Source organism: Candidatus Lernaella stagnicola (assembly GCA_030765525.1).
In the GTDB taxonomy this organism is placed as follows: Bacteria; Lernaellota; Lernaellaia; order Lernaellales; family Lernaellaceae; genus Lernaella; species Lernaella stagnicola.
In genome coordinates this window covers 110244-128677 of sequence record JAVCCK010000034.1, presented here as the reverse complement: position 1 = coordinate 128677, position 18434 = coordinate 110244, and the positions used below count along the sequence as shown (strand labels likewise).

The window sequence follows — 18434 nt, the reverse complement described above, 5'->3', positions numbered from 1 at the left end:
TCCCCCCGTACCCTTGTCCGCATGCATTGCCGCTTAAACAATGAAAGCCACCGAGGAGATTCGAACTCCTGACCTCACGATTACGAATCGCGTGCTCTACCAACTGAGCTACGGTGGCGCGGTGGATGATTATACTTACGATTGCGCCCTTGTCCAGAGCATTACGCTCTCTTAACGGCAGCCCCGTCCCGGCAATTCGTCACTATCAAACAGGGATAAATTGTTGCCCTCCACCGGCCGATCCGCCCGTCCGTGCCACCGGCCTGGAGGTTTCCAACAACGCTGCCGCGCCCGCAGGCTGCGCGGGCATTCGGCGACACGTATCCCTTCGAACTTCGTTTCATTCATTTCGACCGCGAACTCTCCGCCACGGTTCCCTCGATCGATCTTCTCAACAATCGATTCACATTGTAACCGTAAAAGCGCTTGTGAGCACGTTGGGCCATAAGTATCCTGGTGGGATGGTAAAAGCTGCACCGGATATGTTTTTAGCGATCTTGCCTCCCTTCGGGCCCGAGGGCCCGCCGCTGGGTTTGGCCTGCGTGACCGCCGCATTGCGCCGCGCTGATTTTTCGGTATGCGCGCGTGATTTCAATATCGAGCTATATCGCGAGTTTGAGGCGAGCCAGGGGCATCTTTGGGATCCGGCCCACAAGGCCGCGTGGGTTTGGGAGAGCCGGGTGCCCAGCACGATCGCCGCATTCGGCGACGCCTTTGACCGCATGGCTCGCGAGATCGATGAAAGCGGCGCGGCGGTGGCCGGTTTCTCGGTGCACAGCGACAACCGCGCGGTGACCATCGAGTTGATGCGGCGCTTGCGGGCGCGGCGGCCGGGCATCAAGATTCTCGTCGGCGGTCTCGGCGCGTTCAGCGAAGCGAGCCGCAACGCGTTCCCGAAAGCCTTGGTCGACGCCTTTGTCGTCGGCGAAGGCGAAGTGGCGGTCGTGGAAGCGGCCCGCGCCTTGGTGGCCGGCGAGGTGCCGGAAGACATCGCGGGCGTGGCGTTGCCCGGCGGCCCTTGTGTCGACCGGCCGGTCGCCAAAACCTTGGACGATTTTCCCTTCCCCGATTTCAGCGATTTTGACCTGTCCCTCTACGCGACGCCCAACCTGCCGCTGGCCATGAGCCGCGGTTGCACCAAGGGCTGCACGCTGTGCAACGACCGCGTGTTGATGGGGCGTTTCCGCCGCCGGTCGGCCGAAAATGTTTTTGCCGAGATTCAGCACCACGTCGAAACACTCGACAAACGCGACTTCATGGTCGTCGACCTGCAGATCACGCAAATCGTGGACGACGTGGTGAGCCTGTGCGGGATGCTCGAAGACGCCGGTCTGGACATTCGCTGGAACGCTAACGCGGCGATCAGCGACAAACTCACACCCGAAGCGCTCCGGGCGATGCGCCGCGCGGGCTGTCACACGTTGGCGCTGGGTGTCGAGTCGGGCAGCAATGATGTGCTGCGATGGATGAACAAAGGCACGACCGCCCAGGCCGCGACGAACACGTTGCGCGCGGTCAAGGATGCGGGCATCACGACCTGGGTCAATTTCGTCGTCGGTTTTCCGGGCGAGACCGAAGCGCATTTGGACGCAACAATCGCTTGGGTCGAAGCAAACACGGAGTGGATCGACGAAGTCGCCGTGCTCAATTCCTGCAACATCCTCGAGTATTCGGTGTTGGCGGAGAAGCCGGAGAAGTACGGCATTCTGCCGCCGGTGGACCCAGACTGGTTTGAAGTTGCGTGGATCGGTCAGGACGGCAACACGCCGCAAGTGCGGCACGAGCGCCTCACGCGGGTCAAAGCGGCGTTGGATCGACTCGGCTTACCGGTGCGGCAAACCAACCTCGGCTTTGTCGACGAGGCAAGTCATCTGGCGGGCGAAGACCACGACTTACTGCTCGTGCTGTGCCCACCCTTCGACGTCTCGCACCCGCCGCTGGAACTGGCGGCCATTGCGTCCTACCTCGCCGGGCGCAGTCTCAAAGCCTTCGCTCTGGATTTGTCGATTCAGGAATACCTGCGGGCCACGGAGGAAGATCGAAAGCTGTGGGAGTTACCGCGCCACGATCAATGGGCGAACCCCATCGCGTACGAGGCGTTCCGCAAAAAACTGGACCTGTCGCCCGCCAAGCTCGCCGAACAAATCCTGGCGGCGTCCGGGGACCTCGTTTACTTCCACCTCGTGCGCGGCAACTTGCTGGTCACTCGCGATGTGATGACGGCCATCCGCGAACGCGACCCGGCGCGCAAACTGATCATCGGCGGTGACCCCACACGCATCGACGCCGAGCGCGACTTGTTCCCCGAAGCCATTTGCGACTTGGCGCTGATCGGTCAGCCGGAAGGAACGCTGGTGGAAATCATTCGCCGGCATCGGCGCGGCGACGGCAATGCGTTTCTGCGCGGAGCACGCTGGGTGGGGCCGGACGGCGAACCCGAGTTCTTGCCCCGCGAACCACTGCGCAACCTGGACGTGATCGGCTACCCGACTTTCCGCGAATTTCGCCCGGACCGTTATGAAAGCCCGGTGTTGCCCATCCGCATGAGCCGCGGCTGCCGCTTCCGGTGCGCGTTTTGCGCCGAGCAACCGGCGGAGGGAAGTTTTCGCACACGCAGCGCGGCGTCGGTATTCGCGGAAATGTGCGACCACCACGACACGTGGGAAGTATTCACGTTTCACTTCACCGACCTGATCGCCAACGGCGACCTCGACGCTTTGCGCGAACTGGCCGAACGCATCGCCCACAGCGGGCGGCCCTTCCGGTGGACCTGCCGCATGGCGCCGCGAGTCGAGATGGACGCGGCGTTCTTCGAAACGTTGGCCCGTGGCGGCTGCGCAAAGATACGCTTCGGCGTCGAAAGTTTCTCCGACGAACTCTTGGCGCACATGAACAAGGGTTACACCGGGCAAGTCGCGCTAGATAACCTGCGGCAGGCACACGCGGCGGGCATCGAAACGCACGTCAATCTGCTCGTTGGTTTCCCGGGCGAAACCGAACGGGATTTTCTCGCCACGGTCAAAGCGGTGCATGACGCTCAAGACACGATTGACTACGTGGACGAGGTCACGCCCTGCTACATCCTGCCCGGCAGCGCGCTCGAGCGCGATTGCGTCACGTACGGCGTTCTGCTGCCGCCGGGCAAGCACTTCCAGTCGTGGTCGTACAAGGCGTACAACAATCCGTCTTGGCGGCGAAAACGCATGATGGAAATGGCGATTTGGGTCGCGGGCCTGGACGTCAAATTCAACTACGATTTCTTCGTGCCTCCGGGGCATGAGTTTCGAAAAATCGAGACACAGATTCGCGACCGCCTGCTGCGCAAAATCACTCCGGCGCCGGATGTCGTGCTTGTGACCTTGCCCCCCTGGGGCTACGAAAACCCACCGGTGGGGCTGGCGTATTTGTCGAGCTTCCTGCGGGCGCGCGGTTATCACACTGCGATGCGCGATTTCAACATCGAGTTCTACAACGGCGTCCACGAGATATACCGCATGCTGTGGCACGTGGAGAACAAGAACTTCTGGTCGAACGACACGACCTTCGAAGTTGTCAAACACAGTCTGCGGGGACAAATTGACCAAGCGGTGGAGGAGTTAGTCGACCTGTCGCCGCCGATCCTCGGCTTCAGCGTCGTCGACCCGAAAGAGCGCATCACGCTGGAAGTGATTCGGCGTTTCCGCGAGCACAATCGCGACACGCGCATCATCCTGGGCGGTCCCGCGTGCTTCACGCCCGAATACCGGCAAATTTTCATCGACCGCGCCGGAGACCTGATCGACGGCTACGTGGTCGGCGAAGGTGAAAATACGCTGCTGGAGATCGTCGAACGCACGCGCGCCGGGGAGGATTTGCGGAACATCCCCGGCCTGATGATTCTCGACGAACAAGGCGAATGCCGCTTCACACCGCGCGCCCCCATCATGGACCTGGACACGCTCGCGCCGCCCACTTACGACGAGTTCGACATCGAGCAGTACCCCGGCGATTCGCTGATCCTTGAATGGAGCCGCGGCTGCATCGCCAACTGCACCTACTGCAAAGGCAAACAGATCAGCGGCGATTTTCGCATGCGCAGCGCCAAGCACATATTCGGCGAACTGCGCCGTCATGTGGAGACGCACGGCTTTCGCAATTTCACGATCGCCGACAACCTGCTCAACGGTGACGTGGTGATTCTCGAAGAACTCTGTGACCGGATCATCGACGCCGGGCTGGAATTCCGCTGGAACGGCGAAGCCATCCCCCTGCCCGGCATGACTAGGCAGTTGCTGGATAAAATGGCGGCCGCGGGCTGCTACGAAATGCAGTGGGGCGTCGAATCGGGCTCGCCCACGGTGCTCAAGCGCATGGGAAAACTGCGCTTTTTCGAAGTCGAGCAAGCCCGCCGCGTCATCCGCGACTGCCATGAGGCGGGCATCAAAACCTGCTTGTTCATCATCGTGGGTTTCCCGGGCGAGACCGCCGATGATTTCCAGATGACGCTCGATTTCATCCGCGAGAATGCGGCGTGGATCGGCCAGATCAAGAGCATCAACTCGATGCACGTGATCACCGGCACGGCTTTGCACGTGTACCCGGAACGGTTCGGCATCCACCTGCCGGAGACGGATTATCACTACTTGTGGGAGTCCCTGGACGGTGCCAACACGCCGGCGGTGCGCAACGCCCGCATCCGCGCCCTGCTGCGGCTTTGCGAAGAGTTGGACGTCGAAGTGCGGGAGACCAATCTCACCGAAGGCAAGCAAGCGAGTGTCGTCGAGAAGTTTCGCCCCGAACTGTCGATGGAAGAGCGCATGAAAATCCTGATCGACGAGATCAACGACCTGCGTTCGTTCAAGACCGACATTCCCGAGGCGGGTGACCGCGCCGGCCCCCTGGGCTGCAGCTATATCATGCCGGAACCGGTTAAAGATGAGGCGGCGCCGGAAATTGAAGCGCCCGTCGAGGAAGCCGCGCTTACCGCCCAAGAGGCGCAGGCGTTTGTGGAAGACAACCTCGCCCTGGCAGGCATTCTGGACGGCGAGGAAGTCTTGGCCGGGCCCGAAATTTTCGAGATCGACCTGACCAACTTCTGCAACCTGGATTGCATCGGCTGCTGGAACCACTCGCCACTGCTCGCCGAACGGCGAATGACCGGCGAGGAAAAACAGCAACACCTACCCACCGAATTGGTGCTGCGATTGATCGACGACGCGGCCGAATTGGGCGCCAAACACGTGCAACTTTCCGGCGCGGGCGACCCGCTTTGCCACACCGATGCCATGGAGATCATCCGCCGAGTCAAAGCGCGCGGCCTGGAATGCACCGTCATCACCAACGGCACGTTGCTGACGGAAAAAGTTTGCGAAGGCCTGGTCGAGGCGGGCGTCGACCACCTGACGGTGAGCGTGTGGGCGGGATCGCCCGAAGTGTACGCCGCCGTGCATCCGAATCAGCAGCCGAAGACGCTGCGCCGAATCATGGAGTCTCTCCAGCTCTTGCACCGGCTCAAAGCCGAGCGCAATAGCTTCCAACCGCAAGTGAAGGTCTACCACGTCGTCTGTCACACGAACGCCCATGACGTGGCGAACATGGTCTCCTTCGCCGTTGAATCGCTGGCCGAGTACGTCGAGTTCACGCCCATCGACATCGTGCCCGGCTACACCGATTCGCTGGCGCTGACCGAGGCCGATCGCGCCGAAATCGTGCGGCAGCTCAACGATCTGCCCAAGCGCGAAGACTACCTCGAACTCGACCCCACGCGCGGTGCTAAGCGACAGGACGCCGACGGCGAGGGGCTGGAATTCGCGCGCTTCGTCAAGCGCAGCCTGCTGCCCGGCGGCTTCCGCTACGAACTCGACGACATCACGCGATTCGACGTCTTGTGTCACCGCAAGGAATGGCGGCTGGAAATCGAAGAAGACAACGTCGTGGAAAACGCGCTCATTTTTTACTATCCGCGTCACGAGTGCGAACGCTGCCCCGATAATCCGCAGTGCGCCATCGACAAAGAGCGCTATGCGATCAAAGTGGAATTCCTGAGCTTCCTCGGTTACGGCGTGTTCCTGCGACGCATCCAGGCCGGTGAAGGCTCGGGGTACGACGCGGAAATGGTGGACAAAATCCCCTGCTCCATCGGCTGGACCTACGCCCGCGTGAAAACCGACGGCTCGGTCATTCCGTGCTGCAAAGCCGACGACCTGCCCATGGGCAACCTGCACGAGGCCGACTTCCGCACGATTTGGACCGGCGAGACCTATCGGGAATTTCGCCGAAAAGCCCTGACGACACCCAAATCGGATCCGTACTTTTCGGTCATCGGCTGCTACCAAGCCTGCGACAATCTCGGCCACAATCGCGGCGCCCACGAACGAATCGGACGATTGACCGAAGAATTGCGTAAACGCCTTCAATCACAGGAATCCCGCGAATTATCAAAGGTTTAGAAGCCTTCCCACCCCTGCCGATAACTCCGTTTTTCATCAAGTACATGAAATATGATCTCATTGGGAACCTTCGCTGTTTACAGTGGGTCTGAAGGGGTTACAATGGCTGCTCCCCGCAGGAAATGGGAGGAAGATGCCGATGCCCGTGTTACGCGGGTTCTTCGGTGCGCTTAAAAACTTGATAATTCCAAAACTAGTCGAAGGAGACGAAAATGAGTGTGGTTAATAACAAGTTCCTGCTGCTCGCGCTGATTACGGTGTTGGCGCTGGCGTTCGGCGCGATGGCTGCCTGTGGCGATGACGACGACGACGACGATACCGTGGCCGACGACGACACGGCCGATGACGACACGGCCGGCGACGACGACGATGACAACGACGATAACGACGATAACGACACGGCGGGTGACGACGACACGACCGACGACGAGTGCGCCACCAATTACACGTACCTGTACGATGTATGCGGACTGGCGTTCTACGATGCCGATGAAATCGAAATCGCCTTGGGCGCCGTCATCGACGCTTGCTCCGCCGGCGATGAGAATTACGGCAAGGACAGTGATATCTACGCCTGCATCGATGAAAACGACGACTGTGTCGACATCGAAGCGTGCCTGACCGACCTGTTCAGCTAAGCCTAAGACAATAAGTGTCGAAGACCCCGGGGCTGCGGCTCCGGGGTTTTTTTATGGGTCAACGCAGCGCGGGCTAACGGGTTCGTAGCGAAACCACAGGCCGTGGATCATGCCCAATCCGTAGAAAACGGGATTGCCGACCAAAATGAGGTAGGCCAGCGGCGTCAACGTGGGTTTCCCGGCGCGCAGGCACAAGTACGCGGCGATGGGCAGCGGCGCAATCCAATACACGGCCGGCAGCCAAAATAGCGGATGCACCAATCCCAGTGGGATCAACGCCAAGACCGCCAGCAATACCGGCGGCACCATGTACTTCCACTGGAGATGATCGGGGTGCTTCTTGATGATCTGCGTGCGCCCGCGACCGTACATGTACACGTTGCGCCACCAACTTTTCAGGTCCGGCCGCATTTTGTGCTCCACCTCGGCCCCGGCGAGAAAAACGATTTTGTACCCGTGGCGGCGCGTCAGCCGGTGATTGAGTTCCGGATCTTCGCTGACCATGCGGAAATCTTCGTCAAACCCGCCCGCGGCGCGCACCCGCTCCCGGTCGTAGCAAATATTGAGCGTCGGAATGTGCTCCACGTCCCGATCGTCGGTGTAGATCATGCCCTGCACGCTGCCGTGACTGCCCCAGAAACTATTTAGCGTGATGCCGATCGCCGTGAGAAAAGCGCCCTGCCCCGACACGGGCGTGTTGCCGCCACCCACGGCCACAACATGCTCGTCGCGTGCGTGGTGCCGATCGAAACCCTCGACCAGCGTTTGCAGCCAACCGGGCGGACAAATGACATCGGCGTCGGTGAACGCAATCAACGCCGTGGTCGCTTCCGCCAGCGCGCAATTGCGGGAAACGGCGATGCCCGGTACGGGTTGAACGACCACGCGCAGGTTGTTCAAGGGGCTTTGCCACTGTTCGGCGATCTCGCGCGTGCGGTCGGAACTGCCGTTATCGACGATAAGAATATCGAATTGGTCTTGCGGTAAGGTTTGCGCCGCCAAGCTGCCGAGCAGGTCCGGCAAATTGGCCTCTTCGTTGTAAGCGAGTACGGCAACCGTCACCCGTTTCATGACGCTCTCCGCCCAACGAGATAACGCAGGTACGCGAACAATCCGCGCAGACTTCGCCATCCTTCCGCGGGCCGCCGAATCGCCTGGACGAGTTTGCGTACCAGGTAGCGCGGGCGAAAATGGAATCGCCGGTACGCCTTTTCACAAAACGCCCATTGCTCCTGATGCGACAGGCCGGGCAGATCAATCACCGCCGCGTGATGGCCGGCGGGCGTCAGCCATTTGCGAAAGTCGTGCGTACTGAGATACCCGTTTCGTTCGGCCCACTCGTACGCCTCGGTTCCCGGGTACGGAAACACCGGATAAAACTGCGCGGAATCAGGCTCGAGTTCGATGGCGTAACGTAGCGTGTGCGCCATGGTCTCGCGCGTCTCTCCCGGAAACCCCACCATGAAGCAGCCGTGTACCAGTAACCCCTCGGCGCGGGCGATCTGCATGAAGCGTTTGGCGCGCTCGAGCGATATGCCTTTTTTCATGCGCTCCAGCGCCTTTTCGCCGGCGGATTCAAAGCCCACGGCGCAACTGCGCAGCCCGGCCCGCACCAGGGCGCGCACGGTCTCCGGTTCGGTATTGACGCGCAGGTTGGCGAAAAACGGCAGCTTGACGCCGCGCTGCATTTTCAGTTCGGCGATTTGTATGGCGCGGGTTTCGTCGGCGGTGAAGGTGTCGTCTTCGAATACGATTTCCCGCACGCCGGGCATCTGCGTGGCGACATACTCCAGTTCGCCGACGACGTGCTCAGGGCTGCGGGCACGAAAGCGCCGGCCGTGCATCACCTGTGGATACAGGCAGAAGAAGCAATTGTTGGGGCAGCCGCGGCCGCTGATCAGCATCACCATCGGGTGATGGGCGAGACTGAAGTTGTATGCCTCGATCGGCAGAAACTGCTTGTAGATCGGGGCGATCCACGGCAGTTCGTCCAGGTTTTCGATCAGAGCGCGTGTTGCGCCAATTTCGCCGCCGCTCGCGCCGCAAACCGCCACACCCGGCACGTCGGCGCGGTTGCCGCCGGCGACGACGACGCGCGCAAGTTCGAGGGCTGTGAAGTCGTACTCGCCGAGCAGGGCGCCGTCGAGCGGCGAGTCGCCCAGGGTTTGTATGGGCTGCGCGGTGACGTGCGTACCGACCAGGAACACGGCGGCTTCCGGCATCTTGTTTTTGACTTCGACGGCGTAGGCGCGATCGGCGGCGATGGACGGCGTGCTGGTTTCGACCAATACGAGGTCGGGTTGAAAGCTCACGACGTGATCGACGGCGGGCGTCGAATCGAGGCCTAGCGCGGGGGCGTCAAGCAGATCGACGACGAAGCCTTCGCGCTGCAGCAAGGCGGCGGCGTGGGCCAGCCAATAGGGGTAGTAGAGCACGTTGCTTTTGATGACGCCCGGGCTTCGTTGGGAGCGGGAAAAGCGCGGCAGAAACGGCGCATTGACAAGGGCGACGCGCCCGCGGTCAGTCCTTGCCAAGCACTTGCTCCTTGTCGAAGCGAGGGTCGACGTCATCGGTCTCGGTAGCGAGCATGGTGGCGAGCATGCGTTGCAGCCCCGCCAGCACGGTCAACTGCACGGCCAGCAAAAACATCGCGCCGGCCAGCGCCACTTGCGACCAGTGCGCCGCAATGTGACCGGTCAGCACGTATTGAACGGCCGGTCGCGCCACGAATACGAGCGCCGCCAGCAGGACGATCCCGGCCAACGTCAGCATGGCGTCGGACTGCGTCACGCGACGCACTAAGCGATAGAACGCGCCGTGCGGGCGAATCCACGGATTGCGCAATTCGACCACGCCCTCGGCGATCATCCCGGCGCCCATGATCAGCAAACCGGCAAAGCCGAGCACGACGACGGCAAGCACGCGGTAGATCATGCCGTCGGGGACGTGGCCCGAAGCGAAGTAATTGGCCACCAGGTCTGCGCCGAAAAAGAGCGCCGGGAGCAAAAAAACTATCCCGATCACGCCGAACACGCGGAAGGGCCGGTACGTCATGGCGATGTCGAGGATGATCCGTAGAAAACGCACGCCGTCTTTGAGGGCCGAAAGTTTGGATTCGCCCAGGCGTTCGGCGTAGGTCATCGGCACTTCGCCGATCTTCAATTGCGGATCGAGCACTGCCTTGCAACTCATCGCGGGCGTGAAGTGCAGGCCGTCGGGCAACGGATATAGACGCGGGAGGCTTTCGCGGCGCACCACGCGCATCCCGGAGGCCGAGTCGGAAATTTTCGCGCGGGCGATCAGGTTGATGATCGCGGCGAACACCCGGTTGCCGAACCGGCGCACTTTGGGCATTTCACTGTCCTCGCCCATCCGTGAACCGAGCACGACATTCAGTTCGTCGCCGACGAGTTTGTTGATCAAGTCGACGAAAAAGAGCGGATCGCACGTGCCGTCGGCGTCGAGGAACCCCACGAGTTCGGCATCCGAATTAGACCAGCCGAGCTTGATCGCCGCGCCGTAGCCGCGATTGACGCGATAGCTCACGAGGGTGATTCGGTCCGTGTATTCGGCGGCGATTTCGGGCGTGCGGTCACTGGAGCCGTCAGAGACGACGGTGATGTCTACTTCGTCGACGGGGGTTTGCGCGATGATGGCCGGGCGCGCGGCGAGGCAGCGTTCGATGATGGCGCGAACGGCCTGCTCTTCGTTGAGGGCCGGAATAACGATCAGGAACTTCACGACTAGTACCCGTATCGCGTGCGCCGCCGCCGCTTCTTTTTCTGACCGCCGTCGGCGTAGTAATAGTAGTAGCTGTAATAGCCGTAATCGTAGCGATAGCCGGCGAAGATATTGTTGGTCACGACACCCAGCAAGTTGGCTTTGACTTTCTCCAGCAGGCCGATCGCGCGATTGACCGCCGTGCCCCGGCTGCGGCCGAGTTCGACGACAATGAACGTGGCGTCGACCACCGAGGAAAGAATCGCCGCGTCGGTCACGGCGATGACCGGCGGGCTGTCAAACAAGATGAGGTCGAACTCACTTCTCAGCAAAGCGATCACGTCTTTCATTTGCTGGCTGCCCAGTAGTTCCGTGGGATTGGGCGGAATCGGCCCGGAGGGCATGATGAACAGGTTGTCGACCTTCGTTTTTACGACGACTTCCTGCCAGGGCTTTTCGCCGAGCAGTGCGGTGGTCAGGCCGGGATCCCGTTCAATCTCAAAAATGTTTTGCATATTCGGTTTGCGCAGGTCGCAGTCGATCAGCAGGGTTTTGCGGCCGGTGTTGGCGAAGGTCAGCGCGAGGTTGGAAACGATCGTCGACTTTCCCTCGCTCGGCCCGGCGCTGGTGATCAGCAACGTGTGCAGTTTTTGGTCGGGATCGGCGAAATGGATATTCGTACGCAGCGTGCGAAAAGCTTCCGAAATGGGGCTCTTCGGGCTGTAGTGCGTTACCAGCGCCGACGCGACGGTGCGACCGCCTTCTTCGTCCTTACGGTAATCCGGAATGCGCGGAATGATGCCGTAGACCGGCCGGCGCACGAAGCGCTCGACTTCCTCGATCGACTTGAGGGAGTCGTCGATGAATTCCAAGAAGAACGCGACACCGATGGCCAGCAACAACCCGGCGACAATTCCGAGGAGTAGATTGAGTCGGATATTCGGCTTGATCTGCGTGCTGGGCGTCACCGCCAAATCGATCACGCGGATGTTGCTGATCTCGGACGCCTGCGCGATGCGGGCTTCCTGCTGCTTTTCCAGTAAAAAGGTGTATATCTGACTCGTGACTTCAGTCGAGCGTTTCAGTTCCGCCAGCTTGCGCTCTGTCGCGGGCAGAACGCTGATTTTCTGGTTGTACTTGTCGATGACCTGCCCCAATTTGGTCAACCGCGAATCCAGGGTCTTGGTGGTTTGCGCGAGAATCGCGGCGATCTGCGAACCAATGGCCTGGATTTCCTGCGTGACCGCTTTAACCTGGGGGTGTTCGGGTTTCAGTTCGATCAACAAGGAACTCTTCTTGCTTTTGAGTTCGGCCAATATCTGGCCGAGTCCGGTCAAAACAGTGTCTTGGGCGGATGACAGGCTGGGCAACGAGGCGGTTTCGACACCGTACTTTTTGATCGATTGCAGCATCGCCGCATAGCGATAGCGTTCGATCTCCAACTGGGAGCGTTGCACTTCGAAATCGGCGATGGCGTCGATCAGCGTACCGGCCTCGGCGGACAACTCGATAATTCCCTGGTCTTTCTTGTACTCCTGCAAACTCTGCTCGAAGTCGCCCAGGTTGCGGGAAATCGCTTCGATCTGGCTCTCAATGAAACCGACCGTGTTGCCCGCTTCGCTGCTCTTGTACTCAATGTCCTTCTGCTGGTAGACCTCGACCGATTTGTTGACGATGTCGCGCGCCATGTCGCGATATTGGCTGCGATAAGATATCTTGATGATATTGGTGCGGTCGCCGACCTCGACGACATCCAAACTGTTTTGCACCATGCGCACGACCGCGGCAAACGGGCGCTGCACGAATTTGAACCCGTCGCCCGCTTGCGGCGGATCGCCCGCGACCTCCACGTCGAAGTGCAATTCCTTTTCGTGACAACCGGCTTCCAGCGATCCTTCGCCGAGCTTGTCGCCTTTGTAGGACACCTCGAAGCGTCCTTGCTCATTGAGGAATTCGACGTCGAACGTGCGCCCGCGCTGATCCAAGGGAAGGTTGACGTTTTTCAGATCGACCTGGAGGCCCCGGCTTTGGTCGACGACCAAAAGGTCGAGGTGCAGTTCGCGCACGACGGCTTCGGCGATGGTGCGGCTCTTGATGATCTCCATCTCGGCCTTGACGGTGTTGGCTCGCCCGAAGCGCCCCAGTTCGCCCAGCAGCATCGTCTGGGTTTGCTCTTCCTTAACTTGCACCGTGGCGAAGGCTTCGAAGATGGGCGTCATGAGGAAGGTGTGGATCAACACCGACAAGAAGACGGCCAGGAACGTGAGCAAGACGACGACCCGGCGGCGAAAGAGCACGCGGAAGTAATCGGAAATCTGCACGTCTTTGGTGCGGTAGCTCAGTTCCATCGTTTAGCGGTTTCCCGTCAGCGAGTCGATCGCCGCCGCATCGACGATGATGCGGCTCAAGTTGGGTAACAATTGACCCATTACGCGGTCCCATTTCGTTAGCCCGCCGGCGGGCACGTACACGATGTCGCCGTTCTGTAAAAAGGCGATATCCGGCACCTTGCCGCGGCGAATGTCTTCGTAATTGACCGTGTACACGCGGGGATTGCCTAAACCGCCGCGAATGATTTTGATGCCGCGCTTGAAGGCGGTGATCTCGTTGAAGCCCCCGGCCATCGCGACCGCTTCGGAAAGCCGCATGCGAGTGCCGCGCATCGGTACTGCGGTCGCGGCGTTTACTTCGCCCAGCACGTACACCTTGGAGTCGGCAATGTCGGGCACGTAGATGATGTCGCCGTCGGCCAGCAATAGGTTTTGGCCGATGTCGCCGCGTTCGAACAGGCGGTAGAAATCGATCGGCACAACCGTGCCGGCACGGATGAGATAGGCTGCGCCGAGGTTCGCCTTTTCGGTCGTGCCGCCGGCCCCGGCCACACCCTCGAGCACGGAGCTGGTGGCTTTGACGGGATACACGCCCGGTTTGTAGACCTGCCCGAATACGTAATAGACCTTGCTGCCGTATTCGATGATCTCGACGTCAACCTGCGGATCGCGAAGTAGGCGGCCGAATTTTTCGCGGAGCACGGTTTGAAGCTCTGCGACCGACAAGCCGTCGGCCTTGATGTTGCCGATCAGGGGTAGGAAGAAGATACCGTCGTTGCGCACCCGGCCCTCTTTGCTCAGGTCCGGGCGGTTCCAAATGGCGACTCGCAACATATCTTCCGGGCCGATGCGGTACACCGGGCGGCGCTTGCGGATGGTGTCGAGCATATCCTTGGCGCGCTCGCGGATCGCCTGCTCGTCTTCGGGAGCCTGCGCATTTTCCCACCACGCGAGTTCGGTTTGTACTAACTCGTTTTTCTTTTGCGCCGTTTGGCACGAAACGAGCGCCAAAACGATTGCTGCTATCACCAAGATCGGCCGAATGCGTCGCTTCAAGTCGTCTCCGTCTGCACCTGTTTTCGCGCTTATGCTACCTGCTTTTGACGAATATGCAAAACCGTCCCGACGTCAGTCGAGACACCGTACCCTTTGACATCACGCGGTTTTTTCGGCGTCGGCTGCGTCGTCACTCACTTCATCCGGTTTCTTACGCTTCCCGAATAGGGCTACTGCCAATACGCCGGCCAGGTACAAGAAAATCAACGGTAAACCTAGGCCGATCTGCGTCACCACGTCCGGCGGCGTCAAAACCGCGGCGGCGATAAAGATGATCAATATCGCCCACCTAATGCCTCGCAGCAGCCCCCGCGCCGTCACAACTCCCAGCCGACCCAGAAGGAAGAGCACAAGCGGCAATTGGAAAGCTAACCCAAAAGCGAGAATAAGTCGAACCGCAAACGAAAAATATTCCCGCGCGCTGATCAACGCTTCCAGGCTTTCGCTGCGGTAGTTCTCAATCAGGAAACTCAATCCCAATGGAAAAATCCGGAAATAGCCGAACGCCCCGCCAATGACAAACAGGAACGATCCCACGGCGACGAAAACCATCAGGAATCGCCGTTCCAGCGGGTACAACCCTACCCACACGAAACGTCCCATAAAAAACATCCAGAGCGGCGTCGCGGCCAGAAGACCGGCAAAAACACCGACCTTCAAATACGTGATGAATCCTTCGGGCGGCGATGTGAAAATCAGTTTCTGCTCGTGGCCGATCCGGTTGTAAATCTCCATAAGCGGCAGGGTCAGCACGCGGAAGATATCGTGCGCGAAAACGATGCCGAGTATGCTCGCCACGGCAATCGAAAGCAGCGCGAAAGCAATCGCGTTACGCAATTCCCGCAAATGGTCGAGAATGCCCATCGTACCGTCGCGCGACATGTCGAGCGGCGTTGTAGGAGGCGGTGGCGGGCTGCCGATGTCGGTCACTGATCGCTATCCTCCCCGGCGGAGAAGGCGACGCTATCTTCGACGGACGCGCGGCCGGGCTTGTCTTCGTCTGCGTCCGGATCGCTGGGCGGAATGCGTGGATTGCCGGTGGTGCTGATTTCCACCGGCGGCTTATCATCCGGTTCGCCGCCTTCCAATATGCTCGCGTCGTGCTCGGGCGGCTGTGGTGACTCCGAGTCGTCGTAGGCGGGTCCCGGATCGGGCGTCGCCTCCTGCTTCCCGGCGACATTGGGTTCCGTCGCGCTCTCCCGGACCTCCATGTCGATGCGTCGCATTTCCATGTTGATTTCGCGTTGCATGACAGCGAGGTGGTGGCGGACCCAGGCATAGGCCCGGCCCATGGAACGAGCGACCTTGGGCAGGTTCTTCGGTCCGACGACAACCAGGGCGAGCACCAGTACGACCACGATCTCGCCAAAACTCATGCCGAACATATTTTATCCCGCCCTTTCCGGCTGCTTTCCAGACCGCGAAAGTATCCTTTGGTCCCCTGGATGTCAACGTGCGCACGGCGCCCGCAACGTGGTGAAACAGCGTGAACTTTTGGAAGATACGCCCGGCTAGGCGACATGGTTTTCGCGTTGGGGTTCCGATCAGGGGTTGGCGACGCGCAACTTCGTCGGCGGCGACTGCCGGCTGAACACCTGGTTGCCGCCGGCCAACTGGGCTTGGCCGAGGAAGTCGACCGACGCATGGATCAACTCTTCATGGCTCTTGAGCGGTAAGTTGCGGTTGTGGTAGCTCGCGGTCCCGATCGACAAGAAGATGTGGAAGGGGTATCCGCCGGCTCGAATTTCCCGGTTATGCAGCATTTGCAGGAGGCGTTCGCCGAACTCCCGCGCGCCCTTGGCATTGGTGTGCGGCAGAATCAGGAAGAAGGTCTCGTTATCGAAGTGCCCCAGGATGTCAAACAGACGCTTGCGGCCGTCCAGCACGCGCGAAACGCCCCGCATCACGCGGGTGGCGGCGTCATCTCCCTGCACTTCGCGAAACGCGCGCAGGCCGTCGATTCCCGTGAGCATGAAGCTCAGATCGGCCATGTAACGCTTGGCGCGTTCCCATTCGGCTTTGAGCAGTCGGTCAAGGTGGTTGCGTTTGTACAGCCCGGTATGGGGATCGGTCACCGCTTTTTCGCGCAGCCAATGGTTGACCATATCCAGGTTCTCGTTGCGTTGCCGCAACTCTTCGATTTCCTTGGCAAGGCTGAAGGATTTCTTGTGCATTTCCAGAAGGGCGTCGCGATTTTTCACATCGAGGTCGAGAACCTCGCCGACCAGCACCACGCCTTTATCATCACGGAAAAAGGAGGCTAAAAGTGGCGTTTTGCGGCCGTCAGCCGTGCGCAGGGTGATGGTTTCGTTGGCGAAATGATCCACATCGGTGAGTTGGTAAGTGGCATCACGAGACTCGGCGACGAGAAACTCATACAAGTTTCTGCCGACGAGTTCTTCAGTGGGATAACCTAGCGCCTGAACGCAACCCTGGCCGGCTTCGACAATTTGGAGATTAGGATCCATTGCCAGCACGACCAGACGTCCGTTGTTTAGCAGGAAACCCCTATAAAATTCAGCCGCATTCATAATCCAATCCAATTCAAGCACAGTGCCTGTTTGGATAATCGGCCAAGTGAGAAGATTTCTTTAACGAAAAAAGCGAAAATTCGCGCACTTTACGAAAAACCGCAAAATTCAGCCATATTTTGCCAAATTTATCCGGTTTTTACCCCGTTTTCCGCCTATTCACCCGGTTTTTTCGGCCCGACGGTCTTGACGACCTCCGGTTCCGCCACGGCAACTTCCTCCGCTTGGGTTTCGGCTTCCACGTTGGCGAGCACCGCCTCCCCCGGACCGAGCGTCTTTTCGGCCGCTTCGCCATCGGTAAGGCCCAGCTCCATCTCGAATTGCTTTAGGATTTCATTGGCTTGGATTTCCTGGGCCTCACGTTCGATTTCCATGGAATGAACGTCGATATTGTCGAGCGCCATTTCCAAGCGGGCTTGGTTGAGCGCCGATTCCTGCTCGATGCGGTCAATCATTTCATCGTGAGTTTGGTCGACACCGGCCACTTCGAAGGATTCCATCGCGTCGGCGACCTTCTTCTGCCATTCGGACTGTTTGTGCTTGGCGATCGCCTGCTGCGCTTCTTCGATTTTGCGTCTTTTCTCGGCTAGAAAGGCTTCTTTAACCTTGACGGCTTTTTCGTATCCTTCCTCGCTGATACGAAGCTGCTCCTGATCGCCGCCGATTTCGCGCTGGAGTTGTTCCATTTGGGTGGCATAGGTCAAGGCGATGTCCCGTCGACCGGCTTGGAGCGCGGCCTTGATTTTGGCCTTGAGCCCGTCCAGAAGCGTCTGTCGTTTCTTCGCGCGGTTGGCCAAGAGCGTCACGTTTGCCCGGAGCATGGCCAGCGACTCGTTCATGCGGGGGATCTGATCGGTCATATCCCGGATATTTTGTCTAAGGATCTTTTCCGGATCTTCCATCGAATCAATGGCGCCGCCGAATACACTACGCACCCAGCGTTTGAATCGTTCCCACATGATTTCCTCCTGTCGGATATCGCCCGGAGCACCCGTAGCGATAAGTTTAGACCTCAGGCCCAAACGTTCTGTTGCACGGAAAGAATTGACTCCGCCATTAAAGCACGAGGGGAAAGAGGGTCAAGCGTGTTATAGACGAGTTGACACAAATCGCGTGCTGGCATACCAAAGGCTAACCGAACGCGAATTACCCGGAGGCGTTGGAATGCGCTGGTACCGAATACTACTTTTGCTGCTTCTCCCCTGTTGCCTGCTCGCGGCGGCATGCACAGACGATGGTGAGGACGAAGAAGAAAAAGGCGACAACTCGGTGAAGATCAATTTGCGCGTGGATCAAGACCACGTGTTCGGCTTCGTGCAGAGCGCGGTGATCGGTCGCGCGCGCTTCAGCAATACCAATGGCATCGTCGGCTCGCGTGTGCAATGCCGCGTGAGTTTGAATGACTACGACCGATTCCAGGATAAAGATCTTTTCGGCACTTTCGAGCTGATCAACCCGGACGCCATCAAGGACGATTCGTATCTCGTCGAGTTTGACGCCGACGAAAAAGAGACGGACTTTGAGTTCTACATTCCGCAAATCAATTCCGTGCCGATTTTTCTGAACTTCCAGCTAACCTTGTACTACGAAGAAGAAGACCTGCAGGGAAATCTCGATCGCTTCGAGGCCAGCCTGGTGTACGAGTTCGACGTCAATCAAGGCCGCCCCGCGACGTGATCGCCCCGCTTTGACGCGCGTTTCTTCTTCGTTCCCCGGCGTCACCGTCTCTGC

At 59.5% G+C, this 18434-nt stretch carries 12 protein-coding genes and 1 tRNA gene; 3 read left to right on the top strand and 10 right to left on the bottom strand.

Going from position 1 to position 18434, the window contains the following annotated elements; genetic code table 11:
* Positions 1–45 precede the first annotated feature (45 nt).
* Positions 46–118: transfer RNA gene (locus P9L99_15320), tRNA-Thr, on the bottom strand.
* Between the two features lie 364 nt (positions 119–482).
* Here P9L99_15320 and P9L99_15315 point away from each other — a divergent pair.
* Both P9L99_15315 and P9L99_15310 read left to right on the top strand, forming a co-directional pair.
* Complete coding sequence (locus P9L99_15315; GenBank protein MDP8224728.1) at positions 483–6428, top strand: radical SAM protein; 5946 nt, start codon at positions 483–485, stop codon at positions 6426–6428.
* 212 nt (positions 6429–6640) lie between these two features.
* Positions 6641–7066: a hypothetical protein gene (locus P9L99_15310; GenBank protein MDP8224727.1), complete on the top strand. Its 426-nt coding sequence runs from the start codon at positions 6641–6643 to the stop codon at positions 7064–7066.
* Between the two features lie 51 nt (positions 7067–7117).
* On the opposite strand, the gene P9L99_15305 is transcribed toward P9L99_15310, so the two are convergent.
* The 9 genes from P9L99_15305 to P9L99_15265 form a co-directional block, all read right to left on the bottom strand.
* Positions 7118–8137, bottom strand: a complete 1020-nt coding sequence (locus tag P9L99_15305) for a glycosyltransferase (GenBank protein ID MDP8224726.1) — start codon at positions 8135–8137, stop codon at positions 7118–7120.
* Positions 8134–9600 carry a radical SAM protein gene (locus P9L99_15300; protein MDP8224725.1) on the bottom strand — a complete coding sequence of 489 codons (1467 nt, stop codon included), beginning with the start codon at positions 9598–9600 and terminating at the stop codon, positions 8134–8136. The genes P9L99_15305 and P9L99_15300 overlap by 4 nt, the downstream gene beginning before the upstream one ends.
* A complete protein-coding gene (locus P9L99_15295; GenBank protein MDP8224724.1) occupies positions 9587–10807 on the bottom strand; it encodes a glycosyltransferase family 2 protein in 1221 nt (406 codons plus the stop codon). Before P9L99_15295 ends, P9L99_15300 begins: the two co-directional genes overlap by 14 nt.
* Positions 10808–10809: 2 nt before the next feature.
* Positions 10810–13134, bottom strand: coding sequence for a polysaccharide biosynthesis tyrosine autokinase (locus tag P9L99_15290; protein MDP8224723.1), 2325 nt, complete (start codon positions 13132–13134; stop codon positions 10810–10812).
* A gap of 3 nt (positions 13135–13137) precedes the next feature.
* Positions 13138–14172 (bottom strand): polysaccharide biosynthesis/export family protein, encoded by a 1035-nt coding sequence (locus tag P9L99_15285; GenBank protein MDP8224722.1) that lies wholly within the window; start codon positions 14170–14172, stop codon positions 13138–13140.
* Between the two features lie 99 nt (positions 14173–14271).
* Entirely contained in the window at positions 14272–15102 is an 831-nt protein-coding gene (gene tatC, locus P9L99_15280) for a twin-arginine translocase subunit TatC (GenBank protein MDP8224721.1), read from the bottom strand.
* Positions 15099–15548, bottom strand: a complete 450-nt coding sequence (locus tag P9L99_15275) for a twin-arginine translocase TatA/TatE family subunit (protein ID MDP8224720.1) — start codon at positions 15546–15548, stop codon at positions 15099–15101. The genes tatC and P9L99_15275 overlap by 4 nt, the downstream gene beginning before the upstream one ends.
* A gap of 168 nt (positions 15549–15716) precedes the next feature.
* Complete coding sequence (locus P9L99_15270; protein MDP8224719.1) at positions 15717–16703, bottom strand: sensor domain-containing diguanylate cyclase; 987 nt, start codon at positions 16701–16703, stop codon at positions 15717–15719.
* A 155-nt stretch (positions 16704–16858) separates the two neighbouring features.
* Positions 16859–17662 carry a PspA/IM30 family protein gene (locus P9L99_15265; GenBank protein ID MDP8224718.1) on the bottom strand — a complete coding sequence of 268 codons (804 nt, stop codon included), beginning with the start codon at positions 17660–17662 and terminating at the stop codon, positions 16859–16861.
* Positions 17663–17867: 205 nt separating this feature from the next.
* Between P9L99_15265 and P9L99_15260 the strand changes: the two genes are divergently transcribed.
* Positions 17868–18380, top strand: coding sequence for a hypothetical protein (locus tag P9L99_15260; protein ID MDP8224717.1), 513 nt, complete (start codon positions 17868–17870; stop codon positions 18378–18380).
* Positions 18381–18434 lie beyond the last annotated feature (54 nt).